Annotated in this window: 21 protein-coding genes and 1 riboswitch; of the genes, 13 read left to right on the plus strand and 8 right to left on the minus strand. The window is 74.7% G+C overall.

Annotated elements, in window-relative coordinates; genetic code table 11:
- Positions 1-33: 33 nt before the first annotated feature.
- Together ACN261_RS01420 and ACN261_RS01425 are read right to left on the minus strand one after the other, a co-directional pair.
- Entirely contained in the window at positions 34-1,758 is a 1,725-nt protein-coding gene (locus ACN261_RS01420; protein WP_425853548.1) for a glycoside hydrolase family 3 protein, read from the minus strand.
- A 518-nt stretch (positions 1,759-2,276) separates the two neighbouring features.
- On the minus strand, positions 2,277-2,765 hold the full coding sequence (locus ACN261_RS01425) for a DUF3145 domain-containing protein (protein WP_088647746.1): 489 nt from the start codon (positions 2,763-2,765) through the stop codon (positions 2,277-2,279).
- Between the two features lie 354 nt (positions 2,766-3,119).
- On the opposite strand from ACN261_RS01425, the gene ACN261_RS01430 reads away from it, so the two are divergent.
- Positions 3,120-3,449 carry a hypothetical protein gene (locus ACN261_RS01430; RefSeq protein ID WP_088647745.1) on the plus strand — a complete coding sequence of 110 codons (330 nt, stop codon included), beginning with the start codon at positions 3,120-3,122 and terminating at the stop codon, positions 3,447-3,449.
- 104 nt (positions 3,450-3,553) lie between these two features.
- Here ACN261_RS01430 and ACN261_RS01435 read toward each other — a convergent pair whose 3' ends face one another.
- The gene (locus ACN261_RS01435; RefSeq protein ID WP_425847980.1) at positions 3,554-4,222 is read right to left on the minus strand and encodes a carbonic anhydrase; all 669 of its coding nucleotides are present in this window, start codon (positions 4,220-4,222) and stop codon (positions 3,554-3,556) included.
- Positions 4,223-4,367: 145 nt separating this feature from the next.
- On the opposite strand from ACN261_RS01435, the gene ACN261_RS01440 reads away from it, so the two are divergent.
- The 4 genes from ACN261_RS01440 (at position 4,368) to ACN261_RS01455 (ending at position 10,094) form a co-directional block, all read left to right on the plus strand.
- Positions 4,368-5,372: an alpha/beta fold hydrolase gene (locus ACN261_RS01440; RefSeq protein ID WP_425847982.1), complete on the plus strand. Its 1,005-nt coding sequence runs from the start codon at positions 4,368-4,370 to the stop codon at positions 5,370-5,372.
- A gap of 167 nt (positions 5,373-5,539) precedes the next feature.
- A complete protein-coding gene (locus ACN261_RS01445; RefSeq protein ID WP_425847984.1) occupies positions 5,540-7,657 on the plus strand; it encodes a HelD family protein in 2,118 nt (705 codons plus the stop codon).
- A 162-nt stretch (positions 7,658-7,819) separates the two neighbouring features.
- A complete protein-coding gene (locus tag ACN261_RS01450) occupies positions 7,820-8,734 on the plus strand; it encodes a cation diffusion facilitator family transporter (RefSeq protein ID WP_421483623.1) in 915 nt (304 codons plus the stop codon).
- Positions 8,735-8,899: 165 nt separating this feature from the next.
- Positions 8,900-9,031, plus strand: a riboswitch (cyclic di-AMP (ydaO/yuaA leader).
- Between the two features lie 4 nt (positions 9,032-9,035).
- Positions 9,036-10,094, plus strand: coding sequence for a coiled-coil domain-containing protein (locus tag ACN261_RS01455; RefSeq protein ID WP_425847987.1), 1,059 nt, complete (start codon positions 9,036-9,038; stop codon positions 10,092-10,094).
- Positions 10,095-10,201: 107 nt separating this feature from the next.
- On the opposite strand, the gene ACN261_RS01460 is transcribed toward ACN261_RS01455, so the two are convergent.
- Positions 10,202-10,669 (minus strand): SRPBCC family protein, encoded by a 468-nt coding sequence (locus tag ACN261_RS01460; RefSeq protein WP_421483625.1) that lies wholly within the window; start codon positions 10,667-10,669, stop codon positions 10,202-10,204.
- Between the two features lie 98 nt (positions 10,670-10,767).
- Positions 10,768-11,130 (minus strand): STAS domain-containing protein, encoded by a 363-nt coding sequence (locus ACN261_RS01465; RefSeq protein ID WP_067309377.1) that lies wholly within the window; start codon positions 11,128-11,130, stop codon positions 10,768-10,770.
- Positions 11,131-11,485: 355 nt separating this feature from the next.
- Here ACN261_RS01465 and ACN261_RS01470 point away from each other — a divergent pair, with 355 nt between their 5' ends.
- Both ACN261_RS01470 and ACN261_RS01475 read left to right on the plus strand, forming a co-directional pair.
- A complete protein-coding gene (locus ACN261_RS01470; RefSeq protein ID WP_421483626.1) occupies positions 11,486-11,629 on the plus strand; it encodes a hypothetical protein in 144 nt (47 codons plus the stop codon).
- A gap of 157 nt (positions 11,630-11,786) precedes the next feature.
- Complete coding sequence (locus ACN261_RS01475; protein WP_088647175.1) at positions 11,787-12,185, plus strand: hypothetical protein; 399 nt, start codon at positions 11,787-11,789, stop codon at positions 12,183-12,185.
- A 221-nt stretch (positions 12,186-12,406) separates the two neighbouring features.
- On the opposite strand, the gene ACN261_RS01480 is transcribed toward ACN261_RS01475, so the two are convergent.
- Together ACN261_RS01480 and ACN261_RS01485 are read right to left on the minus strand one after the other, a co-directional pair.
- On the minus strand, positions 12,407-15,172 hold the full coding sequence (locus ACN261_RS01480; RefSeq protein WP_425847991.1) for a cellulose binding domain-containing protein: 2,766 nt from the start codon (positions 15,170-15,172) through the stop codon (positions 12,407-12,409).
- A gap of 177 nt (positions 15,173-15,349) precedes the next feature.
- The gene (locus ACN261_RS01485) at positions 15,350-17,383 is read right to left on the minus strand and encodes a hypothetical protein (RefSeq protein WP_425847993.1); all 2,034 of its coding nucleotides are present in this window, start codon (positions 17,381-17,383) and stop codon (positions 15,350-15,352) included.
- A gap of 188 nt (positions 17,384-17,571) precedes the next feature.
- Here ACN261_RS01485 and ACN261_RS01490 point away from each other — a divergent pair, with 188 nt between their 5' ends.
- Both ACN261_RS01490 and ACN261_RS01495 read left to right on the plus strand, forming a co-directional pair.
- The gene (locus ACN261_RS01490; protein ID WP_421483629.1) at positions 17,572-18,069 is read left to right on the plus strand and encodes a redoxin domain-containing protein; all 498 of its coding nucleotides are present in this window, start codon (positions 17,572-17,574) and stop codon (positions 18,067-18,069) included.
- Entirely contained in the window at positions 18,066-18,611 is a 546-nt protein-coding gene (locus ACN261_RS01495; RefSeq protein WP_421483630.1) for a DsbA family protein, read from the plus strand. The genes ACN261_RS01490 and ACN261_RS01495 overlap by 4 nt, the downstream gene beginning before the upstream one ends.
- Before the next feature lie 324 nt (positions 18,612-18,935).
- Here the strand turns inward: ACN261_RS01495 and ACN261_RS01500 are convergent, their stop codons facing one another.
- Complete coding sequence (locus tag ACN261_RS01500) at positions 18,936-22,148, minus strand: LuxR C-terminal-related transcriptional regulator (RefSeq protein ID WP_425847997.1); 3,213 nt, start codon at positions 22,146-22,148, stop codon at positions 18,936-18,938.
- A gap of 162 nt (positions 22,149-22,310) precedes the next feature.
- On the opposite strand from ACN261_RS01500, the gene ACN261_RS01505 reads away from it, so the two are divergent.
- The 4 genes from ACN261_RS01505 to ACN261_RS01520 all read left to right on the plus strand — a co-directional run bounded on the left by ACN261_RS01505 (position 22,311) and on the right by ACN261_RS01520 (position 26,258).
- A complete protein-coding gene (locus ACN261_RS01505) occupies positions 22,311-22,697 on the plus strand; it encodes a hypothetical protein (RefSeq protein ID WP_421483632.1) in 387 nt (128 codons plus the stop codon).
- Positions 22,694-23,866, plus strand: coding sequence for an alcohol dehydrogenase catalytic domain-containing protein (locus ACN261_RS01510; RefSeq protein ID WP_425847999.1), 1,173 nt, complete (start codon positions 22,694-22,696; stop codon positions 23,864-23,866). Before ACN261_RS01505 ends, ACN261_RS01510 begins: the two co-directional genes overlap by 4 nt.
- 58 nt (positions 23,867-23,924) lie before the next feature.
- Complete coding sequence (locus ACN261_RS01515; RefSeq protein ID WP_425848001.1) at positions 23,925-25,100, plus strand: saccharopine dehydrogenase family protein; 1,176 nt, start codon at positions 23,925-23,927, stop codon at positions 25,098-25,100.
- Between the two features lie 72 nt (positions 25,101-25,172).
- Positions 25,173-26,258, plus strand: coding sequence for a MerR family transcriptional regulator (locus ACN261_RS01520; protein WP_421483635.1), 1,086 nt, complete (start codon positions 25,173-25,175; stop codon positions 26,256-26,258).
- The last annotated feature ends 70 nt before the right edge of the window (positions 26,259-26,328 follow it).

The following is a 26,328-nucleotide window of genomic DNA, read 5'->3' on the forward strand; positions in this document are numbered from 1 at the left end:
CCGTCGGCGGCCGGCCACGCCGGTGTCAGGGGGTCAGCCCGGGCAGCTCGTGGCGGGCAGCCCGGTCAGCGGCACCGGGGAACGACCTGTCGGGCGGGCCTTGCCGGCCAGCACCCCGGCGAGCGCCGTCATCGAGGCCCGGCTGGACGAATAGGTCGCCAGCAGGGTCGGCGAGGTCGCCTTCTCCAGCACGTACGGGGTGTCCATCGCCACGGTGACCGCCGCGTCGGCGGCAAGATCCTTCGGGCCGTCGCCGTAGCCGACCAGGTGCACCCGGGTGCCGCCCTTGGCCACCACCCGTACGCCCGCAGCGGTCAACGCCGCGGTGAGCGTCGCCCGGGTCTTGTCCCGCCCGTCGGAGGTGGTGACGGTGACCGGGCCGGACACCGCGACGCCGCACTTCCCGCGCAGCTGGGTGACCGCCGCGGCGGCCAGCGCGGTGGCGGCGGCCCGGTGCGGGGCGCTGTCGAGCGTGGACATCGCCGGCGTCGGCCGGTCGGCGAGCCGGAACTTCATGGTCAACACCCGGGTGACCGCCGCCACCAGCCGGTCCCGGGGCAGCGAGCCGTCGCGCAGCGCGGCCAGCAACCCGTCGTACGCCTGGCCGACGTTCGGGGTCATCAGGATCAGGTCGTTGCCGGCGAGCAGGGCCTTCACCGCCGCCTCGCCCGGCGGGTAGCGCTTGGCCGGCGGCATGTTCATCCCGTCGGTGATCACCACCCCCTGGAAGCCCAGCTCGCCCCGCAGCACGTCGGTGAGCAGCTTGCGGGAGAAGGTGGCCGGGGTGCCCGGGTCCACGGCGGTGACGTCGAGGTGCGCCGACATCACCGCCATCGCCCCGGCGTCGATGCCGGCCCGGAACGGCGGGAAGGCGGTGGCGTCCAGCTCGGCCCGGGGCTGGCCGACCACCGGGACCTCCTGGTGCGAGTCGGCGGCGCTGAGCCCGTGCCCGGGGAAGTGCTTGACGCTGGCCGCCACCCCGGCGCTCTGCAACCCCTGGACCGCGCCCGCGACCTGTGCGGCGGCCCGCTTCGGGTCCGCGCCGAAGGACCGCGAGCCGATCACCGTGCTGCGGGTGGCGAGGACGTCGGCGACCGGGGCGAAGTCCAGGTTCACCCCCATCGCGGCCAGTTCGGTGCCGGCGGCCTTCCAGGCGGCCTCGGTCCGGGCCGGGTCGTCGGCCGCCCCGGCGGCCAGCGCGCTGGGCAGCGTGGTCACCCCGTCGGTGATCCGGGTGACCACCCCGTACTCCTGGTCGGTGCCGACCAGGAAGGGTGCCGGGCCGGCGGCCAACTTCCCGGCGGCCTCGCGCAGCCCGGCGGTCAGCTTCTTCACCTGGGCCGGATTGTCGACGTTGGTGGTGGACTGGTTGCCGGAGGTGGGGTCGTCGGCGCTGAACCCGACCAGGATCAGCCCACCGAGCCGGTACTTCGCGATCATCTCGGCGGGGGTGTCGACCCCGGCGAGGGCCTGGTTGCCGGCGGCCGAGCCGGGGGTCACCGTCGTCGCCGAACTGCCGTACGCGTACGGCATCAGCACCTGGCCCACCAGGTCCTCGTCGCCGAGCGTGCCGACCAGCGCGGCGGCCCGGCCGGCCGGGTCGTCGGCGGCGGCGGACGCGGCGACGGTCGCGGTGGCCGTCGGGGTGGCTTCGGGGCGGACCGGCGCGGGAGCCTGCCCCTCCCCCGCACATCCGGAGGCGAGCAGCGCGGTCAGGGCGGTGACGGCGACGCCGGCACGTCGCGGGGAGATCGGCACCCGGCCCATCCAACCCGCGCCGGAGATCAGCGGCAACCCGGCCAGGTCAGACGGTGGGTGCGGCGTACCCGTCCCCGGCCCGGTGTCCGGCTCCCGGGCGTGTCCCGGGCGGGACGCGGCCGATCCGGGTGAGCGGATTCACCAGGCGCCACCACCCGTCGGGCGGCTACCCCTGGCTGGCCGCCCGACGCGACAACCCAGCCAAAACGGGCACGGCCGTCGGCCGGTCCGGGCAAGTGTGCGCCTCGGGTGAGAACGACTTCTCCGAGAGCTGTATGCCTGTCCGTCATACTTATGACGGACAGGCATACAGCTCTCCCCGGGACGTGGCTCCGGGAGCAGCCGACCCGGGGGTGGTCGGCACGGGTGCCCGCGGACGAGACCGGTGGGCGGCAGGCATCGCACGGAGACGGGCCGGCAGGTCTCGGCGGTGTCGGTGGCCGCGGCGGGCGGTGCCGACACCCGGACAGCCACGCCGACAGCATCGGCACATGCGAGGGCGCGCGGGCAGGCTGCGGTCAGCCGACCCGGGTCAGCAGGGTCACCGGCGCGCCGTCCCCGGCGTAGCGGTAGGGCTCCAGCTCGGCGTCCCAGGCGGTGCCCATCGCCTTGTCCAGGGCGTGCGCCAGGGCCTCCGGGCGTACCGACGCCATGATGCTGCGCAGCCGGTCCTCGCCGAGCTGGATGTCGCCGGCCGCGCCCACCGCGGCCCGGAACAGGCCCCGGCCGGGCACGTGCATGAAGCGTTCGCCGTCCGCGCCGGTGCTGGGTTCCTCGGTCACCTCGAAACGGATCATGGGCCACTGCCTCAGGGCAGCAGCCAGCTCGGCACCCGTCCCCGGCCGACCGGTCCATCCGCACTCGGCCCGGCGGGCGCCGGGATCGACGGGCTGAGCCGTCCAGTGCAGGTTGACCGGCGCGGCGAGGACGCGCGCGATCGCCCACTCGACGTGCGAGCACACGGCGAGCGGGGTCGAGTGGACGTATACGACGCCACGCGTTGGCACGGTGACCTCCCGGAGGGCGAGGTGCGTCTTCCCCTACGACCTCGACACCCGAGTGGCTGTTGCCACACATGATGACTGCTGTGACGGATGGTGCGCCAGGGAATCGGAAAATTCGCCGGCGGGAAATACCCGGACCGGTGACCGGGGTTGTGCACTCCGACGGGCACGGTGAGCTGCCAGGCACCGTGGTCGTGTATATTTCTCTGGGCGGTTCTGTGCCGTCGCACCACTTCGCGGGCCGACGACCCACCCGGGCGTCCGACGACCACCGAGCGTCAGACGACCACCGGCCGTCACCCGCTACAGCCCCCGGACGTTCCCCGTCCTCCCGTACGTCTTGCAAGGAGCATCTCCGTGGCGAGCAACACCTCGAAGACCGCGCGCGCGTCAGTCCGGGCCGGCCAGGCTGGCCAGGGTGGCGCCCTCAGCGTGCTGGGCGAGTTCAAGTACCTCATCCCGCTCAACGGCGGCAAGCACGCCTACGTGCGGAACCTGACCAACGGCAAGACCGCGCACCTGCGTACCGACTCCGACGCCTTCGTCGAGGAGATCCGGACGCTGGCCACCGCCGGTCACGCCGCCAAGATCCGCGCCGAGATCAGCAACCTCGCCGCCACCCACCCCGACCACGGGTGGGACAAGACCGAGAAGCGTCTCGTCGAGGCCGGCGTCTTCGAGGGCTGAGCCCCCTCCCCCAGCACGACCGGAACCGCCCGTCGGGTCACCCCGGCGGGCGGTTCCGTGTCCGCGCCCGCCACGTCTGCGCTCACCACGTCTGCTCCGGCGGGTCAGGCTCCGTCGTCGAGCAGGGTGACCTCGCCGGTGTCCAGGTCGTACAGGGCGCCGACGACGTCCACCCCACCCGCCGCGACCGGGCCCGCCAGCATGTCGTCGGTGCGCAGCGCCCGCACCGTACGGCGGACGTGCCGGCGTACGGCCAGCGGGTGCACGCCCGGGTCGTGCGGCCCCGCCTCGGTCACGGCCGGGGTGATCCGCTCGACCAGGTAGCCCAGGTCACCGTCCGGACGCCGGCCCCTCCGCACGCTGTCCACCGTCGCGGCGACCGCGCCGCACCGTTCGTGCCCCAGCACCATCACCAGGGTCACCCCGAGCTGCGCCACCACGTACTCGATCGAGCCCCGCACGGCCCGGTCGAGCACGTGTCCCCCGGTCCGGATCACGCAGATCGACCCGAAGGTCTGGTCGAAGATCGCCTCCAGCGGCACCCGTGAGTCGATGCAGCCGAGCAGCACCGCGTACGGCTGCTGGTCGCCGGAGGCCACGGCCGCGGCGGCGGTCACGTCGTGCCCGTGGACCGGTCGGCCGCTGACGAATCGCCGGTTGCCGGTGAGCAGCTCGGCCAGCGCCGCCCGGGGGGTACGCGCGGCCCGGGGCGGCCCGGCGTCGACGGGCGGCCCGTCGGGGGTCCGGGCGGCCCCGGTGGGCGGTCTCGGCATGGCTCCAGACTGACCGCCCGGCCGGCCCCGTGCGGGCGGGTCGGGAATCTTCTCACCGACACGGTTGGCGTGGTCTGATGTCGGGTAGCCGGTGTTACCGCCGGGTTACGCCGGTGAATGTGTCCCGGGTGCCTGGGAGGTGGCGATGCCGGAGCAACGGGAGTTGCGGCTGCCCGACGGGGTACGCCTGCATGTCGAGGTGACCGGGCCGGTCGAGGCCGAGGTGACCGTGGTCCTGCTGCACGGCTGGACGCTCGACGGTCGGGCCTGGCACCGGCAGCTCGCCGACCTGCGCAGCCGCTTCGGCGACCGGGTCCGGGTGGTCACCTACGACGCCCGGGGGCACGGCCGGTCCAGCTGCATGGCGCTGCGCACGGCGACCCTGGCCCAGCTCGGCGACGACCTCGCGGCGGTGCTGGACGAGGTCGCCCCGGCCGGGCCGGTGCTGCTCGTCGGGCACTCGATGGGCGGGATGAGCGTGATGGAGTACGCCCACCGGCACCCGTCCCACTTCGCCGCCCGTACGGCCGGGCTGGTTTTCGTCTCCACCACCGCCGAAGGCCACACCCACACGGTGTACGGCCTGTCGCCGCGGATCGCCCGGCTGATCCGGCTCGCCGAGACCACCGGGGCCGGGGTACTGGCCCGGTGCGGCTCCTGGCGGCCACCCCCTCCGCTGCTGCGCGCCCTGGCCCCGAGCATCAGGTGGATGCTCTTCGGCGACCGCTGCTCCGGCGCCGACATCCGGCTGGTCACCTCGGCGGTGGCCCGCGCCTCGCTGCGGTCGATCGGGGGTTTCCGCGCCTCGATCGGCGCCCAGCACCGGCTGGCGACGCTCGCCGCGTTGGCGCACCTGCCGGCGGCGGCGCTGGTCGGGGACCGGGACCGGCTGACCCCGCCGCCGTGTGCGGAATCGATCGCGGCGGCGCTGCCGGCCACCGAGCTGACCGTCTGCCCCGGTGCCGGGCACATGCTGATGATGGAGCGTCCGGACGAGGTGAACGCCGCCGTCGCCGGGGTGCTCGACCGGGTGCTGTCCGCCGCCGGGGCTACGCCACCGGGGCCCCGTCGTCCCGTCGACGCCCCGTCCGGCCGGGCGGGCGCCGACGTCCCGGGCGACCCCGCGTCCGCCGGGCGGACGACGCGCTGAGCCGATCCGCCGTCGCCCCGCGCCGCCGCGCCCCGGGCGGGCCGCGCGGTGGTGGTGGAGGTCGCGGTACGGGTATCGGCCCGCCGGTGGGTGGGCGGCTGCCCGTACCCTCATTCCGCCTGGCGTGCACCCGCGTCCGGCGTCGCCGTCGCACAGGAGCCGGTACGTTGACCGACCAGACCACCCTGGAGCAGGAGATCGCCGCCGAGCAACGGCATCTCGACCGGGTGTACGCCCGGCTCGCCGAACTGCGCCGCTCGGCCGCCCGCGCCGAGCGGGACGGCTACCGGCTGGCCGGGGTCGGTACCTTCGGCGCGCTGGTGGAGCGCGACGCGATGGTCTTCCACGCCGCCCAGCGCCGGCACCTGCTCGACGCCGAACACGAGGGGCTGGTCTTCGGCCGGCTCGACCTGCGCGACCGTCAGGTGCTGCACGTCGGCCGGCTCGGCGTGCGGGGCGAGGACGCCGAGACGCTGGTGGTCGACTGGCGGGCCCCGGCCGCCGCCGCCTTCTACCGGGCCACCCCGGCGGAGCCGCTGGGGGTGGTGCGGCGGCGCACGATCAGCTCGTCGGACGAGAAGGTCACCCGGATCGAGGACGACCTGCTCGACCCGGAGGCCGCCCCGCCGGACATGCCGGTGGTGGGTGACGGGGCGCTGCTGGCGACCCTGTCCCGGGCGACCGGCCGGGGGATGCGGGACATCATCGCCACCATCCAGCGGGAGCAGGACGAGGCGATCCGCTCCCCCGGTTCGGGGGTCACCATCGTCTCCGGCGGGCCGGGCACCGGGAAGACGGCGGTGGCCCTGCACCGGGCGGCGTACCTGCTCTACGCCGACCGCAGCCGGTACGCCGGCGGCGGCATCCTGGTGGTCGGCCCGTCGGCGGTCTTCGTGGAGTACATCGCCTCGGTGCTGCCGTCGCTGGGCGAGGAGACCGCCACCCTGCACTCGCTGGGTTCGCTGTTCCCCGGCCTGTCGGCGACCCGCACGGACGGGCCCGAGGTGGCGGCGGTGAAGGGTTCGCTGCGGATGCGTCGGGTGCTGGAGCGGGCGGCCCGGGACGCGGTGCCGGACGGCCCGCAGGAGTTGCGGCTGCTCTACCGGGGTGCGTTGCTGCGCCTGGAGCGGCGCGAGCTGGACGGCATCCGGGACCGGGCGCTGCACCGGGGGGCCCGCCGCAACGAGGTCCGCCGGGTCGGCTTCGACGGGGTGCTCGCCGCGTTGTACGCACAGGCCCGGCGGTCGGCCGTCGCCGGCCTGCCCGAGCAGCCCGCCTTCGAGGACGAGATCATCGAGCGGCCGGAGTTCCGGGAGTTCCTCAAGGCGTGGTGGCCCCGGCTGCATCCCCGGCACGTGCTGGGCTGGTTGGCCCGGCCGGAGCGGCTGCGCCGGTACGCGGCCGGCGTCCTGTCCCGGGCGGAGGTCGGGTTGCTGGTGCAGGCGTACCGGTCGCTGGACACCGAGGGGCTGACGGTGGCCGACATCGCCCTCCTCGACGAGCTGGACGCGCTGCTGGGTCAGCCGGTCCGCCCGAAGAAGGCCCGGCGGGACCCGTTCCAGCTCGCCGGCGGCGTCCGGGAGCTGAGCACCTTCGGGGAGCGGCAGCGTGCCGCGCGGGCGGCGGCCCGGGAGCGGCCCGAGGACTACCGGGACTACGCGCACGTGGTGGTCGACGAGTCGCAGGACGTCTCGCCGATGCAGTGGCGGATGATCGGCCGGCGCGGTCGGCTCGCCTCCTGGACGGTGGTGGGTGATCCGGCGCAGACCGCCTGGACGGGTGACCAGGCGGAGCTGGACCGGGCCCGGGACCAGGCGCTGGGCCGACGGCGGCGGCACCGGTTCACGCTGTCCACCAACTACCGCAACTCGGCGGAGATCTTCGCGGTGGCGGCGGCGGAGATCCGCCGGCTCTATCCGGACCTGGAGTTGCCGAGCGCGGTGCGCTCCACCGGGGTGGACCCGGTGGCGCTGCACGTGCCGGCGGCGGAGCTGGCCCGGACGACGGCCGACGCGGTGGACGCGTTGCTGGCCGAGGTGGCGGGGACGGTCGGCGTGATCACCCCGGTGCCCCGCCGGGACGAGGTCGCCGGCTGGTTGGGCGACCGGGGCGGGGCGCGCCTGCAGGTGGTGACCAGCCTCCAGGCCAAGGGCATGGAGTACGACGGGGTGGTACTGGTCTGCCCCGGCGAGATCCGGGCCGATCCGGGCTCCGGGGTACGGACGCTCTACGTGGCGTTGTCCCGGGCGACCCAGCGCCTCACCACCGTCGAACCGACCGGCTGACCGACCGGCACCCCGGCCCACCTGGCCGGACGTCCGACCGTCACTTGCACACATAGCGATGTGAGCATAGATTGGAGCGGGTCCGCGACGGCGACGGTGGTCCCGACGGCGACGGTGGTCCCGACGGCGACGGTGGTCCCGACGGCGACGGAAGGTGTGGACGTGGGCGCAGGTCATGACCACAGCGCGACGGTGAGCAACGCCGCGCACCGGCACCGGGGCCGGCTCTGGGCGGCGTTCGGGCTGCTCGCCGTGCTCATGGTGGTCGAGGCGGTGGCCGCCTTCGGCACCGGTTCGCTGGCCCTGCTCTCCGACGCGGGGCACATGTTCACCGACGTGCTCGGCATCGGGATGGCGCTGGCCGCGATCACCGCCACCCGGCGGGCCGCCCGGGACCCGCAGCGCACCTTCGGCCTCTACCGGCTGGAGGTGCTCGCCGCCCTGGCCAACGCCGTCCTGCTCAGCGGGGTGGCGGTCTACGTGCTGATCGAGGCGGTCCGTCGGTTCGGCGAGCCACCCGAGGTGCTGGCCGGCCCGATGCTGGTGGTGGCGGTGCTCGGCCTGCTCGCCAACATCGTCGCGTTCGGCCTGCTGCGGGAGGGTGCCAAGGAGAGCATCAACCTGCGCGGGGCGTACCTGGAGGTGCTCGGTGACCTGCTCGGCTCGGTCGGAGTGATCGTGGCGGCGCTGCTGATCGCCGGCACCGGCTGGTGGTGGGCCGACCCGCTGGTCGCCGTGGCGATCGGCGTGTTCATCCTGCCCCGCACCTGGCGGCTCGGCCGGGCGGCGGTGCGCATCCTGGTCCAGGCCGCTCCGGAGCACCTGCCGGTGACCGCCGTGCACGACCGGCTGACCGCCGTGCCCGGGGTCGCCGAGGTGCACGACCTGCACGTCTGGACGCTCACCTCCGGCATGGACGTCGCCTCGGCCCACCTCACCCTGGCCGGTGACGCCGAGGTCGGCACGGTGCTGGCGGCCGCCCGGGGCGCCCTGCGGGAGGATTTCCACATCGAGCACGCCACCCTCCAGGTCGAGCCCGGAGCGAGCCCCGGCGCGTGCGGCCCCGCCCACTGGTGACCCCACCCTGGGCCGGACAGTCAGCCCCGCCGGGTACTCCCGCACAGAGATCACGGAAATTTGCGTCGTTTGAACCATTTGAGAGTATTCACTCTCGTACCCTCAGTCACGAGGTAGGCAGGCGTCACACGCGTACCGGTAGGCTCGGCCCCGGTCTCCGCCAGGCAGAGGCCGCCGCCTAATCGCCCGCCCGGGCGAACCGGGGAACCACGTTCCTGGGGTGCATCCGCGCAAGCGGTAGGGATCTTCCGTCCCGAACCCGTCAGCTAACCCGGTCGGCGGCTGACGGAAGGACATCCGCATGCACGTACGCACCACCACACGGCTGCTGGCCGCAGTCGTCACGGCCCTGGCCCTGGGCGTGTCGGCCGCGCCGTTCACCCCGGCCGCCGCCGCGCCCACCACCCGGCTCGCCGCCCCCGGCGACGACGACGAGGGCGGCACCCCGGCGCTGCGCGACCAGCTCGACGCGGCCAGCAAGGGCTGGCTGGAGGCCAAGGCCGCCCTGGAGCGCTCCACCAAGCGCCAGCAGGAACTCGACGCGCAGCTCAAGACCATCGAGGGGCAACTGGTCACGCAGACCGCCAAGGTCGGCGAGATCGCCGGAGCGGCCTACCGCACCGGCCGGCTCGGGCCGATGTCCGCCCTGCTCAACAGCAACACCCCGAGCGGTTTCCTGGACCGCGCGGCGGCGCTGGAGACGGTCGCCACCCGGGAGGACCAGGAACTGCGCACGATGATCGAGACCCGGGACCAGGCCACCCGGACCCGGGCGGCGGTCACCCGGGAGATCACCGAACAGCGCAAGCAGGTCGCCACCATGGGCAAGCGCAGGGAGCAGGCCGAGCGGGCGTTGGCGGTGGCCGCCGCCGACAAGCCGACCTCCACCTCCCGCGACTCCGGCAGCTCCGACGGCACGTCCACCAGCAACGCCAAGGGGGCGCCCCGCAACTCCGACGGCTCCTGGCCGTCCGAGTCGTGCAGCGTCAACGACCCGACGCCGGCCAACGGCTGTATCACCCCGCGCACGCTCAACGCCCTCAACCAGGCCAAGGCCGCCGGTTTCACCAGGTACGTCTCCTGCTACCGACCCAGCGGCTCCGGCGAGCACCCCAAGGGCCGGGCGTGCGACTTCGCCGCCCAGAAGGGCGGCTTCGGCGGGGTGGCCAGTGGCGGCGACCGGACGTACGGCAACAACCTCGCCGCGTACTTCATCCGCAACGCCGACCGGCTCGGTGTGCTCTACGTGATCTGGTTCAAGCGGATCTGGCTGCCGAGCAGCGGGTGGAAGGCGTACAGCGGGGGCAACGGGGACCCGTCCAGCGACCACACCAACCACGTACACCTGTCGATGATCTGAGCCGACCCGGTGGTCCGTCCGACGCGGGCGGACCACCGGACCACGGCCCGGCCGCAACAGGCGGGTCGGGTGCCGACCGGGCCGGGCGGCCCAGGTGCCGGCGGTGGTCAGCCGGCGGGTGGCGGGTCGCCGGCCCGGCCGTCCAGGACCGCGCCGAGTCGGCTGGCCAACCCCAGGTGGGCGGCGCGGGCCTGCCGGAAGGCGTAGCCGAACAGCGGGGCCGGCGCGGCGAGGGTGATCTCCACGTCGATCCGCAGCAGGTCACCCTCCATCCGCAACCGCGTGTGGTTACGCACGGTGGTGCCGGGCTGCTGGCGGGCCACCGTCACGATCTCGTCGTCGCCGGCCAGCAGCACGTCGGCCTGGTAGGTGACGGGGAACCGCAGCGGGCCCAGCTCCAGCCGGTCGGTGATCGCGTAGCTGGCCAGGGCACCCGGCCGGGCGGGCAGCCGGCGCACCCGGACGATCAGGGGATGCAACTCCTCCTGCCGGGACAGGTCGCTCAGCAGCGCCATCGCGTCGGCCGGTGAGCAGTGCGCCTGCACCGTGTAGCTGAAGCTCTCCCGCCGGACCACCGGGCCTCCTGACCGTCGTCGGTCGCACGATCGTGCCGTACCGGAGACGGACTGGCAACGTCCCTGGTCAGTGGCGTCGACACCGACAGGTGGCCCGGTCAGGCGCCGGGCAGGACCTCCGGGGTGGCGGCACCGGCGAAGTACGGCTCCGGGGCGCCGAAGAGCCCGAGCAGGCCGGTGACCCAGAGCTGTCGGTGCACGAACCGGCTCGGCTCGGTGACGATCAGTTTGACGCCGCTGACCTCGGCGGTCTGGAAGCCGGCGACCATGGCGCTGATCCCGACGGAGTCGATGAAGGTGACGAGTCGCATGTTCAGCTCGATCCGCGCGGGCCGGCCCTTGGCCAGCACCTCGGCGATCGCCTCACGTACCTCGTAGGCGGTGTCGACGTCGATCTCACCACGGGGGGCGATTTCGATGACACCGGCCGGCAGGACCGACTTCACGATCGACAGGCTCACGCGAGCACCTCCACTCGCCCGTCCCCGGGCGCCTCATCAGTACGCGGGCCGCGACCGAGAGTATTCCTCCGATGGCCTCGGTCGCCACCCCTCGGGATGAGCAATTCGCGGATCCGGACGGACCGGACCGTCCCTCTCCGCACCGTTGCTGGTCCTGTTCACCTCAGACGAACGGCACAGCTCGGCCGTTCCAACCGTCCCAGAGTAGCCGCCCCGGTCCACCGACACCCGGATGCGGTACGCCGGGCGAGCCCCGCCGGCTCCCCTTCGCGGCCCGCCGGCTCCCCCGGTGCAGGTTGTGCCGGGTGCCTACCGTGGGCGAGAGATGGGTCACCACGATCGAGGAGACGGATCGATGCTCAGGAGACTGCTCGGCCTGGCCGGGGTCGGCGCGCTACTCGCTCTCGTCCTGGCCTGCGGCTTCGGCGGCGGGGACGACGACGATGACGACGACGGGGACGATTTCGCCCGCGCCACCTCCGTGGTCTCGGTGCGCTGAGCGGCGAGGGTCACCGGGGCGTACCGGGTTTGCGACCCGGGCGGGCGGGGCACTGCTCGGACACCGGCCGGGTGACCGGCCGGGGCGAGGACCGTCCCGCGGCACGGAGACGACATCCGAACTGGCCGCAGACTTCGGCATTCGAGGAGGTAACACGATGATCGGCAGCAACCTTCTGGAGCGCCGCAGCAAGCCCGAGCGGATCGCCGACCAGGCCTGGCACCACCTGCTCTCGGCGGTGGACTCGGCCGGGGACAGCGTCCGGGACGCCGCCCGGTCGGTCCGGGACTCGGGGCTGGCCGACGCCGGCGACCTGGTCGGCTCGACCGCCGACGAGGCCCGTCGGCGGGCGACGCTCGCCTTCGACGCGCTCGCCGGCCGGCGGCCGGCCCTGCCCTGGACCCTGCTGATCGGCGCGGCGCTGGTCGGCGCGGCGATCGGCTGGGCCGCCGGCACCGCCGCGCGGGCCGCCGGCAGCCGGGGTGACCGGGCCGTCGACGACATCGAGTTCGTCGACGTGGACCGGCCGAACTCCCCCGTCGGGCTGGACGACTGACCGCTCCACGGCACGCGCAGGCCCCGGTCACGCTCCTCGGCGTCGACCGGGGCCTGCGCCGTCTTCGATCCACCCCCGTTGGGGCAATGTTGCGATAAAGACCCCAGGTTGATGCCGCAACGTCGCCACCACCGAGTCGATCACTCTCAGCCCGGACGTGCCGCCGGCTCCGCTCCCCGATCGGGGAGCGGAGCCGGCGAGTGTCGGATAGTTGATAGTTGTCAGCGGCTGGTGCAGGTCACCGCCGGAACGGCGTTGGTGCCGGTGACGTTGGCGGTGAAGCCGATGCTGGTGCTCGCGCCACCCCCGAGCGCACCGTTCCACCCGGCGTCGCGCACCGAGACGTTCGCCCCGGTCTGGGTGAAGGTGCCACCCCAGAGCGAGTTGACCGTCTGACCGTTGGCGAACGTCCAGTTCACCGTCCAGCCGGAGATCCCGTTGACGCCGGTGTTACGCACGGTCACCTCACCCTGGAAGCCACCCGGCCACGACCCGGTCACCTTGTACGTCGCCGCGCACCCACCGGTGGGCGGCGGAGTCGTCGGCGGCGGCGTGGTCGGCGGCGGCGTCGTGGGGGGCGGGGTGGTGGGGGGCGGGGTGGTCGGCGGAGGCGTCGTGGGGGGCGGGGTGGTCGGCGGCGGCGTGGTCGGGCCGGGGGTGGTCGGCGTCGGGGTGGGAGTGCCGCCGAGCCGGTCGGCGACCAGGATGCCCCGGCCGTTGGTGCCCAGGTAGACCCGGCCGTAGACCCGGGGGTCACCGGTCAGCGCCTCGCCCGCGTTGCCGTACTGGTGCTGGTCGTCGTTGATCCGCACCCAGGCCGCGCCGGAGTTGTCGGAGCGGTAGACGCCGCTCTTGCCGTCGACGGTGCCGAAGGTGAACACCGCCGGGTACGTCTGCCCGGGGGCGGCCTTGCCGAAGCCGACGTTCACCGCCGCCGACACCCCGGCCAGCTTGGTGAAGCTGGCCCCGGAGTCGGTGGAGCGCCACAGCCCGCCCTCACCGGCCAGCCAGATGTCGCCCTCCTTGCCGGGGACCGCCTTGAACTTGACGTTCCCGGTGGCCGGCAGGCCGGTGGCGGCGGAGGCGGTGAAGCTGGCCCCACCGTTGGTGCTGACGTAGAACTTGCCGGCGCTGAAGCCGTAGAACTTGTTCTTGTTGACCCGGTCGGACTCGACCACGGCGTTGGCCGGGATGCCGGTGGCGGCGGTCCACGAGTTGCCGAAGCCGACCGAACGGATCACCTGCTGCCCGGCGTCACCGGGAGCCCAGACGAACTGGCTGCCGTCGGCGGCGGCGGCGACCGTGCCGCCGTTGTTGACCCCGCCCGGCTCGCTGCCCTGGAACCAGTTCGCCCCGCCGTCGGTGGAGAACGCGATGTGGCTGTCGTTGGGGCGGTCGGCGTCGGTGAAGTTGCCGGCCCGGACCATCGTCGCCGGGTTCGCCTCGGCGTAGTCGAGGCTCGTGGTGGTGGTGAAGACCGGCTGGGTGAACAGCATCGGCGGCACCGCGTCGAGGTCGGTGTGCCGGAACCCGCCGATGTCACCGAGCCCGCTGATCAGCGGCGCCCCGGTGGGCGGGCTGATCAGGTCCTGCACGGCGGTCTCCTCCAGGCCCTTGACCATCGGCTTGATGGTGAGCTGGCCGCCGGTGTCCCACTTGGTGAGGTCGGTGCTGCCGTAGATGGTCGCGCCGGTGCCGTACATGAAGCGGTTCGAGTCGAACGGGTCGATCTCCACCGACTCGTTCATCCAGCCCAGCTTCGGGGTCTCCTCCGGCGGGGCCGGGTTGGCCCCGAAGGTCAGCCACGGCACCGAGCTGATGTCCATCTTGAACTTCTTGGTGCGCTCCGGGTAGCTGCCGAACTCCCAGATCCGGCTCCAGGTCGCGCCGCCGTCGGTGCTGCGCCAGAAGATCGCGTCCGGCCACCAGGAGATCTGGGTGGCGACCATCAGGGTGTTCGGCTTCTGCCGGTCGATGGTCAATCCCGAGTAGCCGAAGTAGGCGTCGCTGCTGGACGACGGGATCGGGCTGATCTGCGTCCACGCGCCGGTGGCCCGGTTGAACTTCCACACGTCACCCTTGCCCCCGTCGTACGGGCCGCCGGTGTCGCTGGTGGCGATGTAGAGGAAGCCGCCGACCGGGTCGACCACGCCCTTGTGTGCCAGGTAGCCGGTGGGCTGCCCGGCGATCCGCTCCCAGCTCGTGCCGCCGTTCGTCGAGCGGTACACCGGGTTCGCCTTGTCCGCCACGCCGACGTAGATGGTCTGCGTGGCGTTGCCCGCCGTACCGGTGCCCTTGTCGAAGGTGACCCAGGTCAGGCCCTGGTTCTGGCTCTGGTAGCCGGTGGTGTCGTTGGGGTCGGCCCGGTAGTTGCCGACGTTGGGGAAGTTCGCCACCTTGGCCCAGGTGACCCCGTAGTCGGTGCTGCGCCACAGGCCGTTGCCGCCCTCGGCACCGTAGTAGAGGATGCTGTTCTTGTTGGGGTCGACGGCGAGCCGCTCCCCCATGCCCCGGCCGGGCATGTTGCCGCCGTTCTTGAACGGCAGCGCGGTGGCCTGCCAGGTGGCACCCTTGTCCGACGAGCGCAGGATCGCGCCGTTGTTCGGGTCCCAGTCGTTGGTGTACATGCCGACGGCCGCGTACACCCGGTTGGTCTGCACCGGGTCGGTGGCCAGGCTGACCACGCCGTTGTAGCCCCACTTGTCCGCGCCGACCCAGTCGAGCAGCGGCGTCCAGGACTGGCTGGCCTGCTCCCAGCGGTACGCGCCGCCGATGTCGGTGCGCGCGTAGATCAGGTTCTTCTCGGTCTGGTTGAAGATGATGCCGGGGACGAAGCCACCGCCGTCGATCCGGACGTTCTTCCAGCTGTACGGCTCGGCCGCCGCCGCGGCGGCCGGTGTGGAGGGTGCGACGGTGAACTGTACGGCCACGACGGCTGTCGCGGCGGCCAGCACGGTGGTGACCGCGCCGACGAGACTTCTCCGCATCTGCGGTTCCTCTCGGGATGCCAGGGTCAGGGTGCGACGGCCCCGTAGGGGGACGTCGACGGGTGCGAAGAGCTGCCCTGGCTCCCCGCCGGCACGCTTGGCTCCCGCTGCCGAAGAAGAACCCAACAGTAACCGGTACGCCGCCGAATTAGGAAGCGCTCCCAACTAACTCGGCCATCAGAGCCGGTAGATGACGTCCTCGCCGACCATTTCCCGACTGATGCCCAGCCCGTCCACCGGTCGGGCGGCCACGTCCGCCCACGGCGTGCCGGCCGCCCAGCCGGGCAGCAGCACCACCGTGCGCACCCCGACCTGCCGCAGGTACGCCACCGAGGTGGCGTCCGGGAAGGTCATGCTCGCCGCCCTGATCCGCTCCTGGGACTGCGGGGTGAACGAGGCGAGCCCGTTGACCACCTTGGGGAAGCCGTCGGTCGACCAGAGCATCACGTGCAGTTCCCGGATGCCGTCGCTGGGCAGCACCAGCGCCGGGCCGGTCAGCCCGCGCAGCACGGCCGGCTGCTCCGGCGCGGGCACGTGCGGGGTGCGGTTGATCCCCTCCACGCCGACCAGCAGCAGCGGCACCAGCAGCGCCAACCGGGCCAGCCGCCACTGCCGGCCGACCCGCTTCGGGGCCGGCTCCCGGGGGGCCGCCTGCTCGGCCGCCGACCCGGACCACGCCGCCGACCGCAGCGCCGGCCGTGGTCCCGCAGCCGCCTGCGCCGGTACGGACGCCTCCACCAGCACGGGCGCTCCCGCCGGTCGCAGCGCCGGCACTGCCGGCCCCGCCCCGTGCTCCGTGTCCGGCCCCGCCGGCTGCTCCCCTACCGGCACCGTCCCGGGTTCCGCGTCCGGCCCCGGCGACTGGTCCCCGACCGGCCCCGACCCGGGTTCCGCGTCCGGGGTCGGCTCCGCGCCGGGGGCGGCCTCCCGCGCCGGCTCGCGCACCGTCAACGCCCCGGCGGCGAGCAGGCCGAGCAGCAGGGTCGTCCACAGCACCAGCCGGCCCGGGGTGCGCACCCCGTCCCAGCCCGGGGCGTGCTCGACGAGCGTCACGTACCCGGGGTTGCCGTCGCCACCGAACGTGGTGCCCGCCGCGAGCGCCACGCTGACCAGCGCCGCGCCGGCCAGCATCAACCGGTGCCGCAGCCGCCACACGGAGAAGAACAGCCCCGCCACCGCCAGCGACAGCAGCACCACCCCGGGCAGCAGGGTCATCTCGCCCGGGAAACCGAGCGTGGCGCGGGCGGCCTCGTGCCGCTCCCCCCACAACCAGGACTCCGGCGGCGCGGTGACGAACCCCCGCCACGGCGGGGAGAACATCTCGATCTGGGCCACCGTCCGCCGGCCGGACGGGTTGCGGGCCACCACCTCGAAGTACGGCGCGGCCATCGCCAGGGTCACCCCGGCGAACCCGATCCCGCCGGCCAGGTCGGCCAGGAGCAGGCGGCGCGGCACCACCGGCCGGGTCCGCCGCCGCAGCCACACCACGCCGTACGTGACCACCGCGCCGAGGCAGAGCAGCCCCAGCACGTACGCGAAGGGCAGGCCGATGCCGAAGCCGAGGGTGACCTGCCAGGCGGCGACCGCCCACCCGGCGACCACCCACCCCGGACGGACCCGGTCGGGGCGGTGACCGTGCCGCAGCGACCAGCCGTGCCCCCGGGCCAGCATGGCAAGCGCCAGGGCGATCCCGCCGATGCTGAGCACGTGCAGGTGCCCGGCCTGGGCGAGCTTCCACGGGGCGTACGCGAAGGCCACCCCGGCCACCGCCGAACCGGCCCGGCCGGCCCCCACCTGCCGGGCCAGCGCGTACGCCCCGAACAGGGCGAGGGCGTGGGTCAGCAGGTAGAGCAGGTTGTAGCGGATCACGGCGGCCACCGGACCGTCCCCGATCATGCCGAACGGGGCGTACCCGAGCAGGGTGTCCGAGTAGGCGTAGGTGTACGGCTCGGGATAGAACGTGTTGGAGTGCCAGACCTGCAACGGGTTGGTCAGCAGGGCGTGCCCGCCCCAGGCCACCTGCCACGCCTGCAACGTCGGGTCGCCGGTGTCCTGCGGGATGGTGCTCGCCGGATCGCGCAGGGTCGGCCAGGTCAGCACCACGGCCAGCAGCAGCGCGCCGAGCGCCGCCAGGGTCCACTCGTGCCGGGCCACCCGCCACGACACGCCCGCCAGCCGGCGACCGAAGACCCGCATCTGATCGACGTCCATCTCTCCACCCCGTCCTTCGCCGTCCGTCAGACTGCCCGAGTCCGATCCGGTTGTCGACACCGTGAACGCCCGAATTTCGCCACCGGCTCCCCTCCGACGGTCCGAATCCGATCTGGCGGCGCGGGCGGGACAGGACCACCCGGCCCGGGTGAGCCGCCCTCACCCGACCCGGGGGGACGGTGGGCGACATGACTGGATCCGACGGGCTGATCCGACCCGGGACGCCGGCCCCCGAATTCACCCTGCCGGCCACCCCGGACGGGCGACGGACCGGACCCGCGCAGTTCCGGGGCCGGCCGGTGGTGCTCGCCTTCTACCCCGCCGACTGGTCCCCGGTCTGCGGCGACCAGATGGCGCTCTACCAGGCCGCGATGCCGGAGTTCGAGCGGTACGACGCGATGGTGCTGGGCGTCTCGGTGGACAGCCTCTGGTCGCACCGGGCGTTCGCCGAGGCGAGGGGCGTCCGGTTCCCGCTGCTGTCCGACTTCGAACCCAAGGGCGAGGTGGCCCGGGGCTACGGGGCGTACACCCCGCAGGGGCAGGCCGGCCGGGCCCTGGTGGTGCTCGACCCGGCCGGGACGGTGGTCTGGAGCTACCTGTCCCCCGCCGAGGTCAACCCGGGTGCCGACGGCGTCCTCGACGCGTTGGAGCAGCTCGGCACCGGACGGCAGGTGACGACCCGATGAGCACCCCGTTGCAGGTCACCGCCCGGCTCCGGACGCCGGTGACCGATACCGACCATATCCGTGGGCCGTTCGACGCCCCGGTCACCCTCGTGCAGTACGGCGACTTCCAGTGCCCGTACTGTGGGGCGGCGTACCCGAACCTGGCCGAGGTGCTGCGACAGCGGCGGGACACCGTCCGGCTGGTCTACCGGCACTTCCCGATCACCAACCTGCACCCGTACGCCGAGCGGGCCGCCGAGGTGGCCGAGGCGGCCGCCCACCGGGACCGGTTCTGGGAGATGCACGACTGGCTCTACGAGCACCAGGACCAACTGGACCCGGTGCACCTGTCGCTCGGCATGGCGCAGGTGGGGCTCCCGCCGGACGAGATCGACGCCGAGGTCGACCGGCACGTGCACGCCGACCGGGTACGGCACGACTTCACCGGCGGCATCCGCAGCGGCGTCAACGGCACCCCCACGCTCTTCGTGGGCGACGACCGCCACGACGGCCCACTCGACCTCCCCACCCTCCTCGCCACCGTGGACGCCGCCACCACCTGACCCCGGCCGCCCGGCCGCACTGCCCCACCCCGCCCGGCGCTGCCCCGCCCGACGCCGCCCCACCCGACCCCGCCCCACCCGGCCCCGCCCGACGCCGCCCCACCCGGCCCGGCCCCGCCCGGCGCCGCCCCGGTGATCAAGAGGTTTGCGTCAGTTGATCAAGAGGTTCGAGTCAAATTGAAGATCAACTTTGACGCAAACCTCTTGATCACCGGGGCGGGGGGCAGACCGGGGCGGGGCGGGGGCGAGGGTGGGCGGGGCGAGGGGGGCGGGGCGAGGGTGGGGCGGGGCGAGCCGGGGTGGGGTGGGTGACGGCGGGGGGTGTCAGAGGAGGTGGAGGTCGCGGGCTCGGCGGACGGCTTCGCGGCGGCGGGTGGCGTCGAGCTTGCGGTAGATGTTGCGGACGTGGGTCTTGACGGTGTTGACCGACAGGGACAGTTCGCTGGCGATCTCCACGTTGGACAGGATGCTCTGCAGGTAGCGCAGGATGGTCAGCTCCCGCTCGGTGAGCGGCTCGTCCAGGGGTCGCTCCGGGTCGCCCTGCCGGGAGTCGGCCGGTCCGCCCCGGGTGCCGTACGCCCCCCGGCCGGGCGGCGGCGCGGCGTCCCGCACCAGGTCGCTGACCTGCGGCCAGTACGCCGTACCGGAGTCCAGGTGGGCCGCGAGCAGTTCCCGAACCTCCGGCTCAGCCCGGGTGAAGACCCGTCGGTAGCCGTGCCGCCCGGCCAGGTCCAGCACCCGTTCCAGCAGCCGCCCGGCCCGGCGCTCGTCACCGGCCCGTCGGGTCAGCAGCGCGTCCAGGACCCCGGCGGCGAGCCGTACCGGCAACGGCCAGTCGGCCGCGCCCGGGGCGTCCCAGCCGGGCAGGGCGTGTCGGGCGGCCCGTAGGTCACCGGCCCGCAACTCCACCCGGGCCAGCGCCAATGCCAGCACCGGCACCGGTTCCGGCCCGAGGGCCCGCTCACCGAGCAACCGCCGGGCCGTGTCCACGTCACCCTGCTCGCCCCGCAGGTCCGCTTCCAGGGCCAGCAACCGGTCGGCCACCTCCCCGGCACCACCGGCCACCCTCGCACCGCCGAAGCCCACCGCACCGCCAGCCACCGTCGCACCGTCGCACCCCACCGCACCGCGCAACCCCACAGCACTGCCGGCCACCACCGCATTGCCGAAGACTCCAGACGCTCCCGGCGCATCCGCACCACCGGGCGACGTCGGGTCGCCGGGGGACGTCGGGTCACCTGGGGACGTCGGGTCGCCTGGGGACGTCGACCTGCCGACGGTCAGCTCGTCGCGGGCGTTCAGCACCGCCGTCATCGCCGCCGCCGGCTCGCCCGCGTCGCGGAGCAGGGCGGCCCGGCACAGCGCCGCCACCGCCCCGGCCAGGGCCGTCCCGGTGACCGCACCCGCCGCCGCCAGCTCGGCGGTCGCCTCGGCGGGCTGGTCCCGGTGCACCGCCACCAGTGCCAGCGCCAGGTGTGCGTGACCGCAGTCGTCCCGGCCCGACCATCCCTGGCAGGCCGGCATGGCCAGGGCCACCCGCGCGGTCTCCTCGGCCGGCGTCAGCTCACCGGCGAGGGCGAGCAGCAGGGCGGCCCGGCTCGCGCCGACCAGCACGGTCCGGGGGCGGCCGGCCCGCCGGGCCGCCGCCAGCGCAGCCCGGAATGACTCTCCGGCCCGTCCCAGTTCCCCCTCGGCCAGGTCGGCCAGGCCGAGCGCGGTGCCGGCCACCGCCCGGACATCGGCGTCGTCCCTCCCGGTCCGGGGATCGTCGCCGGTCACGGGGTCGTCGCCGGTCACCGCACCATCGCCGGCTGCCGGGTCGACACCGGCCGGCGCGTCGAACGCAGCGGTGCCGGCCGGCGGTTCAGCAGGAACCTGGGCGACTGACCCAGGACCGGCGGGCACCGCCGAGCCGGTCGGCACCGCCGAACCGGCAGACAGCCCGGCACCCGCAGGCAGCCCCGCATCCGCAGGCAGCCCGGCACCGGCAGACAGCGCCGAATCCGCAGGCGGGGCCGGGGCGGTGGCGAGCAGGCGGGCGGCGGCAGCGCGTACCGTCGCGGGGTCGCCGGCCAGCCGGGCCAGGGTGAGTTCCAACGCCACGGCGAGCCGCCGGAACCGGTCCCGGCGCGGCACCGGCAGCGTGTGGGCGGCCTGCACCGCGTCCCGCAGCCGGGCGGTCGCCGCCGCCACGTCCCCGGCGTACGCCCGCTCGGTGCCGGCGGCCAGCGCCAGCTCCGGGTCACGGCGCACCGCCCCGGCGGGCGGCGGCGGGGGCGGCGGCAGGGGCGGCGGCTCCCGCTCGTACGGGACCAACTCCGGCCAGTGGGCCAGCAGCAGTTCGGTGGCGCGGTCCCACTGCGCGGCGGTCAGGGCGTGGTGCAGCGCGTCGGCCGGCCGGCCGTGGTCGGCGTGCCAGTCGGCGGCCCGCCGGTGCAGTTCGTCGCGTTCCCGCCCGTCGAGGCCGGCGAGTTCCTCGCGCAGCAGGTCGGCGAGCATGGGGTGTGGCCGGTACCAGGGTGGGTCGCTGTCGTCGCGGTGCAGGAAACCGCCGTCGCGGGCCAGTCCGGCCAGGAGCTGACCGGCGTCGGGACGTCCGGTCAACGCGTCGGCCAGGTCGGCGCGGACCGCCCCGCCGACGGCGCACCGGCGCAGCACCTCCCGGGCCGGCCCCGGCAACGGGGTGAGCACCTCGGCGCGCAGGTAGGCGGCGACGTCCGGGTGGTCGCCGCCGAACCGTCGTACCCAGCGTTGCGGATCGGCCTGGCCCCGGGCGGCCAGCGCGGCGAAGCGCAGACCCGCCGGCCAGCCGCCGGTGTGTTCCCGGAGCCGGTCGACCGCCGCCGCCGGCACCGGCACCCCGTGTGCCACCAGCAGGTCGGCCACCTCGTCGGTGGTGAAGGCCAGGTCGTCGGGGCCGATCTCGGTCGGTTCCCCGGCCAACCGCAGCCGGTGCAGGGCCGGCGGCAGGCCGGTCCGGCCGGCGGCGACGAGGCGCAGCCGCCCGTCGGCGTGCCGGAGCAGGAACTCCAGCCCGGTGAGGACGTCCGGATCGGTCACCCGGTGCAGGTCGTCGAGGACCAGCCGGACGGGGCGTTCCCGGGCGGCCAGTGCGGCGGCCAGCGCCTCCAGCCCGTCGGGCCGCCACGGACCGGCCGGGGCGTGCGTCGGCTCGTCCGGTCCGGCCCGCAGCGCACCGCACAGGGCCCGGGTGAGGTACGCCCACAGGCGCTGTCCGCTGTCGCCGGCCTCGACCTGCACCCAGGCCACCGGGTCCCCGGTCGACGCCGCGGCCCGCGCCCCGGCGGTGAGCAGTGTCGTCTTCCCCCAGCCGGCGGGCGCGCGGACCACGGTGAGGATGCCGGCGACCCCGTCGTCGAGACGGGCCAGCAGCCGGGGCCGCAGCAGCATCGGCTCGGGCGGGGCGGGCGGGGCGAGCCGGGAGGCCAGCAGCGGCGGCTCGACGGACGCCGGGGTACTCGCGGCGTCGCCGGGGTGGGGTGTCGGGTCGACCGCCCGTACGGGCTGCTGCGGCATTGCACCCCACCCCCACTCGGCGCGTTCCTCCCCGGTCGGCGGCGGTTACCCGGCACGGCCCGGTTCACCCCTTCGGGACGAGCCCGGTTCACCCGGGACGCGCCGACGATGGGCGCACCGGACGGCGTGGTCCGGTCCCGGCAGGAGAGGCGGGTGGTACGGATGGGACGGCTGACCCGGGGCGCGGTCATCCTCGCCGCCACGGCGGTCGGGTCGGGGCGTTGGCAGGTGGTGACGGTCGGCGTCCCGGCGGCGGAACTGCTGCCCGACGGGCGGTGGCCGGAGCCGCTGCGGCCGCTGGCCGGTGCCGTGGAGCTGGAGCTGCGGCCGGCCCCCGGCGGACGCGGCACCGAACTGGCCGTCCGGCCGCTCGGCGGGCTCGCCGCCCTGCCCGGGATGGCCGCCCACCTGGTCGGCGACGACCCCGACGGCTACCTGCGGCAGGTGTTGCGCGCGGTACGGCAGCTCGTCGAGACCGGTGAGGTGCTGCGCGCCGACCGGCCGGCCGTCGAGCGGGCCGCCCCCGACCGGCCGGTGGTGCCCGGATGAGGGCGCTGTGCTGGGAGGGCGTCGACCGGCTCGCGGTGCGCCAGGTGCCCGACCCGGAGTTGCGCAACGCCCACGACATGATCGTGCGGGTACGGCGCAGCGCCACCTGCGGGACCGACCTGCCGTTGCTCGCCGGTCGGGTACCGGGCCTGGCCGCCGGTGACGTGCTCGGGCACGAGTTCCTGGGCGAGGTGGCCGAGGTCGGCCCGGCGGTACGCCGGCACCGCGTCGGCGACCGGGTGGTGGTCTGCGCCGCCGTGGCCTGCGGGAGGTGCTGGTACTGCCGGCAGGGGTTGTACTCCTGCTGCGACAACGGCGCGACCGGCACGGCGGTCACCGAGGCGGCCTGGGGGCAACCCACGGGCGGCTGCTACGGCCATCCCCGTACGGCGGGCGGGTTCGCCGGCAGCCACGCCGAGTACGTCCGGGTGCCGTACGCCGACGTGGGGGCGTTCACCGTGCCCGACCCGGTCAGCGACGACCGGGCGGTCTTCGCCTCGGACGCCGCTCCCGCCGGGTGGATGGGCGCCGAGCTGGGTGCGGTCCGCCCCGGTGACGTGGTGGCGGTGTGGGGGGCGGGTGCGGTGGGTCAGCTCACCGCGCAGGCGGCGACGGTGCTCGGCGCGGACCGGGTAATCGTGATCGACAGGTATCCGGAGCGGCTGCGGATGGCCGAACGGCACACCGGTGCCGAGACGCTGCACTACGAGCACACCGACGTCCCCGCCGAGCTGCGGGAACGCAGCGGGGGGCGGGGTCCCGACGTGTGCGTGGAGGCGGTCGGGACGGCCGACGGCGGTGGCCGTCCACCGTCGCTGGCCGACCGGTTCACCGGCCGGGGCGGCCCGGTCGAGGACCCGTTGGCGGTGCGGGAGGCGGTGCACGCCTGCCGTAAGGGCGGCACCGTCTTCGTCTCGGGCACCTTCGGCGGGTTCGTGGACGCCTTCCCGCTGGGCGCGGTGATGCACAAGGGGCTCACCGTGCGCAGCGCCCGGCAGCACGGCCAACGGTGGATTCCGATGCTGCTGGACCGGATGGCCCGCGACGAGCTGCGGACCGAGCACCTGGCGACGCACCGGTTCGACCTGGACGGGGGCCCGACCGGGTACGCGCTGTTCCGGGACCGCGCCGACGGCTGTGTCCGGGCGGTGTTCACCCCGCACGGCTGAGCCCGCCGGGTGGCCCGCCCAGCCGGTGCGGGTCGGGCCCGGGTGGCACACTCGGCGGATGCGCCCCGACCGCCCGTACGACCTCGTCCTGTTCGGCGCGACCGGGTTCACCGGCGGGCTGACCGCCGAGTACCTGGCCCGGCACGCCCCGGCGGGGCTGCGCTGGGCGCTGGCCGGCCGCAACCCGGCGAAGCTGTCGGCCGTACGCGACCGGCTCGCCGCCATCGACCCGGCCCTGGCCACCCTGCCGCTGTTGACCGCCGACGTCACCGACGCCGGGTCGCTGCGTCCGGTGGTGGCGGGCACCCGGGTGCTCGCCACCACCGTCGGGCCGTACGTGCACCACGGGGAACCGCTGGTCGCCGCGTGTGCCGCCGCCGGCACCGACTATCTCGACATCACCGGCGAGCCGGAGTTCGTGGACCTGATGTACGTGCGGCACCACGCCGAGGCGGTGCGCACCGGGGCCCGGCTGGTGCACGCCTGCGGTTTCGACTCGGTCCCGCACGACCTGGGCGTCTGGTACACCGTCCGGCAGTTGGCGGCGGACGGGCCGGTCAGCGTCGACGGGTTCGTCCGGGCCGGGGGGAGGTTCTCCGCCGGGACGTATCATTCGGCGCTCACCGCGTTCTCGCGTACCGCGCAGGCGCAGCGGGCGGCGCGGGCCCGGCGGTCGGTCGAGCCCCGACCGGACGGACGCCGGGTCCGGGCGGTGGCCGGGAAGCTGGGCCGGTCGGCGGCGGTCGGCATGTGGGCGGTGCCGCTGCCCACCATCGACCCGCAGGTGGTGCGCCGGTCCGCCGCCGCCCGCCCGGAGTACGGCCCGGACTTCCGTTACCGGCACTTCGCCGCCGTCAAGCGGTTGCCGACGGTGCTGCTGGCCGGGGTGGGGATGGCCGGGCTGGTCGGGCTGGTGAAGCTGCCGCCGACCCGACGCTGGCTGCTCGGCCGGGTCGCCTCCGGGCAGGGGCCGAGCGCGCAGCAGCGGGCCCGGTCGTGGTTCCGGGTGCGGTTCGTCGGCGAGGGCGGCGGCCGGACCGTCCGCACCGAGGTGGCCGGCGGCGATCCCGGGTACGACGAGACCGCCAAGATGCTCGCCGAGTCGGCCCTCTGCCTGGCGTACGACGAGTTGCCCGCCGCGTCCGGGCAGCTCACCCCGGTGGCGGCGATGGGTGACGCGCTGCTGGACCGGTTGGCCCGGGCGGGGATCACGTTCCGGGTGCTTCCGCAGTGAGGACGACCGCCGGGTCGCGGGGTCGGTGGCCGGTGCGGGCTTGACCCTCGACCTGGTTGAGGCGACAGCATCATGGGCGTGGAGAGCGAGCTGCTGAGCATCGGCGAGCTGGCCCGGGCCAGTGGCCTGACGGTCAGCGCGCTGCGGTTCTACGACAGGTGCGGGGTGCTGACCCCGACGCTCGTCGACCCGGTGAACGGGTACCGCTGGTACACCGCCGCGCAGGTGACGCCGGCCCGGCTGGTGGCCGGCCTGCGCCGGGTCGGCATGCCGCTGGCCGGGATCACCGCCGCGCTGCGGCTGCGCGACGATCCGGTGCGGGTCGGGCGGCTGCTCGACGCGCACCTGCGCCGGTTGGAGGACGGTCTCGCCGACGCCCGCCGCGAACTCTCCCGGGTCCGTGCCCTGATCGATCCCGAGGAGTCTTGGATGACCACCCGAATCACCCTGTCCCCCGCCGCCCTGGCCGCCGCCGTCGACGCCGTCCGGTTCGCCGTCGGCACCGACCCCGACCTGCCGGTGCTCGGTGGGGTGCTGCTGGACGTCGAGTCCGACGGCGTACGGCTGGTGGCGACCGACCGGTACCGGATGGCGCTGGCCCGCGCCGACGGCCGGGTGGACGGCCCGCCGGTGCGGGCGCTGCTGCCGGCGGCGGCCGTCGACGAGTTCCGGGCGCTGCTGGACACCGGTGGACAGGTGCGGCTGACCGTCGCCGACGGGGAGGTCACGGTCGCCGTCGCCGGGGTCGAGGCGCGCTCGGCGGTGCTGCCGTACGAGTTCACCGACTACCGGCGGCTGCTGCGCCGCCCGGCGGACGCCACGGCCCGGCGGGTTCCGGTCGACGTGGCGACCCTGCGCAGCGCGCTACGGTCGGCCGCCCCCACGGTGACCCGGGAGCACGAGGGGGTGACGCTGCCGGTGACGGTGCTGGGGGTCGACGACCGCGACGGGCTGCGCCTGGTCGACGCCGCCGAACTGGCCGGGCCGGACCCGGCCGACCTGCTGGTCGGGGTGAACGGGGACTTCCTGCTCGACGCGCTGGACGCCGCCGGTGGCCCGCAGCTGGTGCTGGAACTCGACGGACCGATCGCCCCGCTGGCCGTGCGCCGGCCCGACGACGAGGACACCTTCTCGATCCTGATGCCGATCCGGCTCTGACCTCCGGCCTTTCGGGACGGTGGACGCCTGTTCTGACCGCTCGGGTGCGCTGCCTCCCGTGCGGGCGCGC

This window comes from Micromonospora sp. WMMD723 (assembly GCF_049863385.1).
In the GTDB taxonomy this organism is placed as follows: domain Bacteria; phylum Actinomycetota; class Actinomycetes; order Mycobacteriales; family Micromonosporaceae; genus Micromonospora; species Micromonospora wenchangensis.

What these genes read in the sequence shown, in the direction of transcription:
- ACN261_RS01455 (WP_425847987.1), top strand. Translation starts at nt 9,036, where the DNA reads ATGCACGTACGCACCACCACACGGCTGCTGGCCGCAGTCGTCACGGCC.
- ACN261_RS01520 (WP_421483635.1), top strand. Translation starts at nt 25,173, where the DNA reads ATGGGCGTGGAGAGCGAGCTGCTGAGCATCGGCGAGCTGGCCCGGGCC.
- ACN261_RS01495 (WP_421483630.1), top strand. Translation starts at nt 18,066, where the DNA reads ATGAGCACCCCGTTGCAGGTCACCGCCCGGCTCCGGACGCCGGTGACC.
- ACN261_RS01500 (WP_425847997.1), bottom strand. Translation starts at nt 22,148, where the DNA reads ATGCCGCAGCAGCCCGTACGGGCGGTCGACCCGACACCCCACCCCGGC.
- ACN261_RS01515 (WP_425848001.1), top strand. Translation starts at nt 23,925, where the DNA reads ATGCGCCCCGACCGCCCGTACGACCTCGTCCTGTTCGGCGCGACCGGG.
- ACN261_RS01440 (WP_425847982.1), top strand. Translation starts at nt 4,368, where the DNA reads ATGCCGGAGCAACGGGAGTTGCGGCTGCCCGACGGGGTACGCCTGCAT.
- ACN261_RS01485 (WP_425847993.1), bottom strand. Translation starts at nt 17,383, where the DNA reads ATGGACGTCGATCAGATGCGGGTCTTCGGTCGCCGGCTGGCGGGCGTG.
- ACN261_RS01505 (WP_421483632.1), top strand. Translation starts at nt 22,311, where the DNA reads ATGGGACGGCTGACCCGGGGCGCGGTCATCCTCGCCGCCACGGCGGTC.
- ACN261_RS01490 (WP_421483629.1), top strand. Translation starts at nt 17,572, where the DNA reads ATGACTGGATCCGACGGGCTGATCCGACCCGGGACGCCGGCCCCCGAA.
- ACN261_RS01470 (WP_421483626.1), top strand. Translation starts at nt 11,486, where the DNA reads ATGCTCAGGAGACTGCTCGGCCTGGCCGGGGTCGGCGCGCTACTCGCT.
- ACN261_RS01435 (WP_425847980.1), bottom strand. Translation starts at nt 4,222, where the DNA reads ATGCCGAGACCGCCCACCGGGGCCGCCCGGACCCCCGACGGGCCGCCC.
- ACN261_RS01480 (WP_425847991.1), bottom strand. Translation starts at nt 15,172, where the DNA reads ATGCGGAGAAGTCTCGTCGGCGCGGTCACCACCGTGCTGGCCGCCGCG.
- ACN261_RS01510 (WP_425847999.1), top strand. Translation starts at nt 22,694, where the DNA reads ATGAGGGCGCTGTGCTGGGAGGGCGTCGACCGGCTCGCGGTGCGCCAG.
- ACN261_RS01475 (WP_088647175.1), top strand. Translation starts at nt 11,787, where the DNA reads ATGATCGGCAGCAACCTTCTGGAGCGCCGCAGCAAGCCCGAGCGGATC.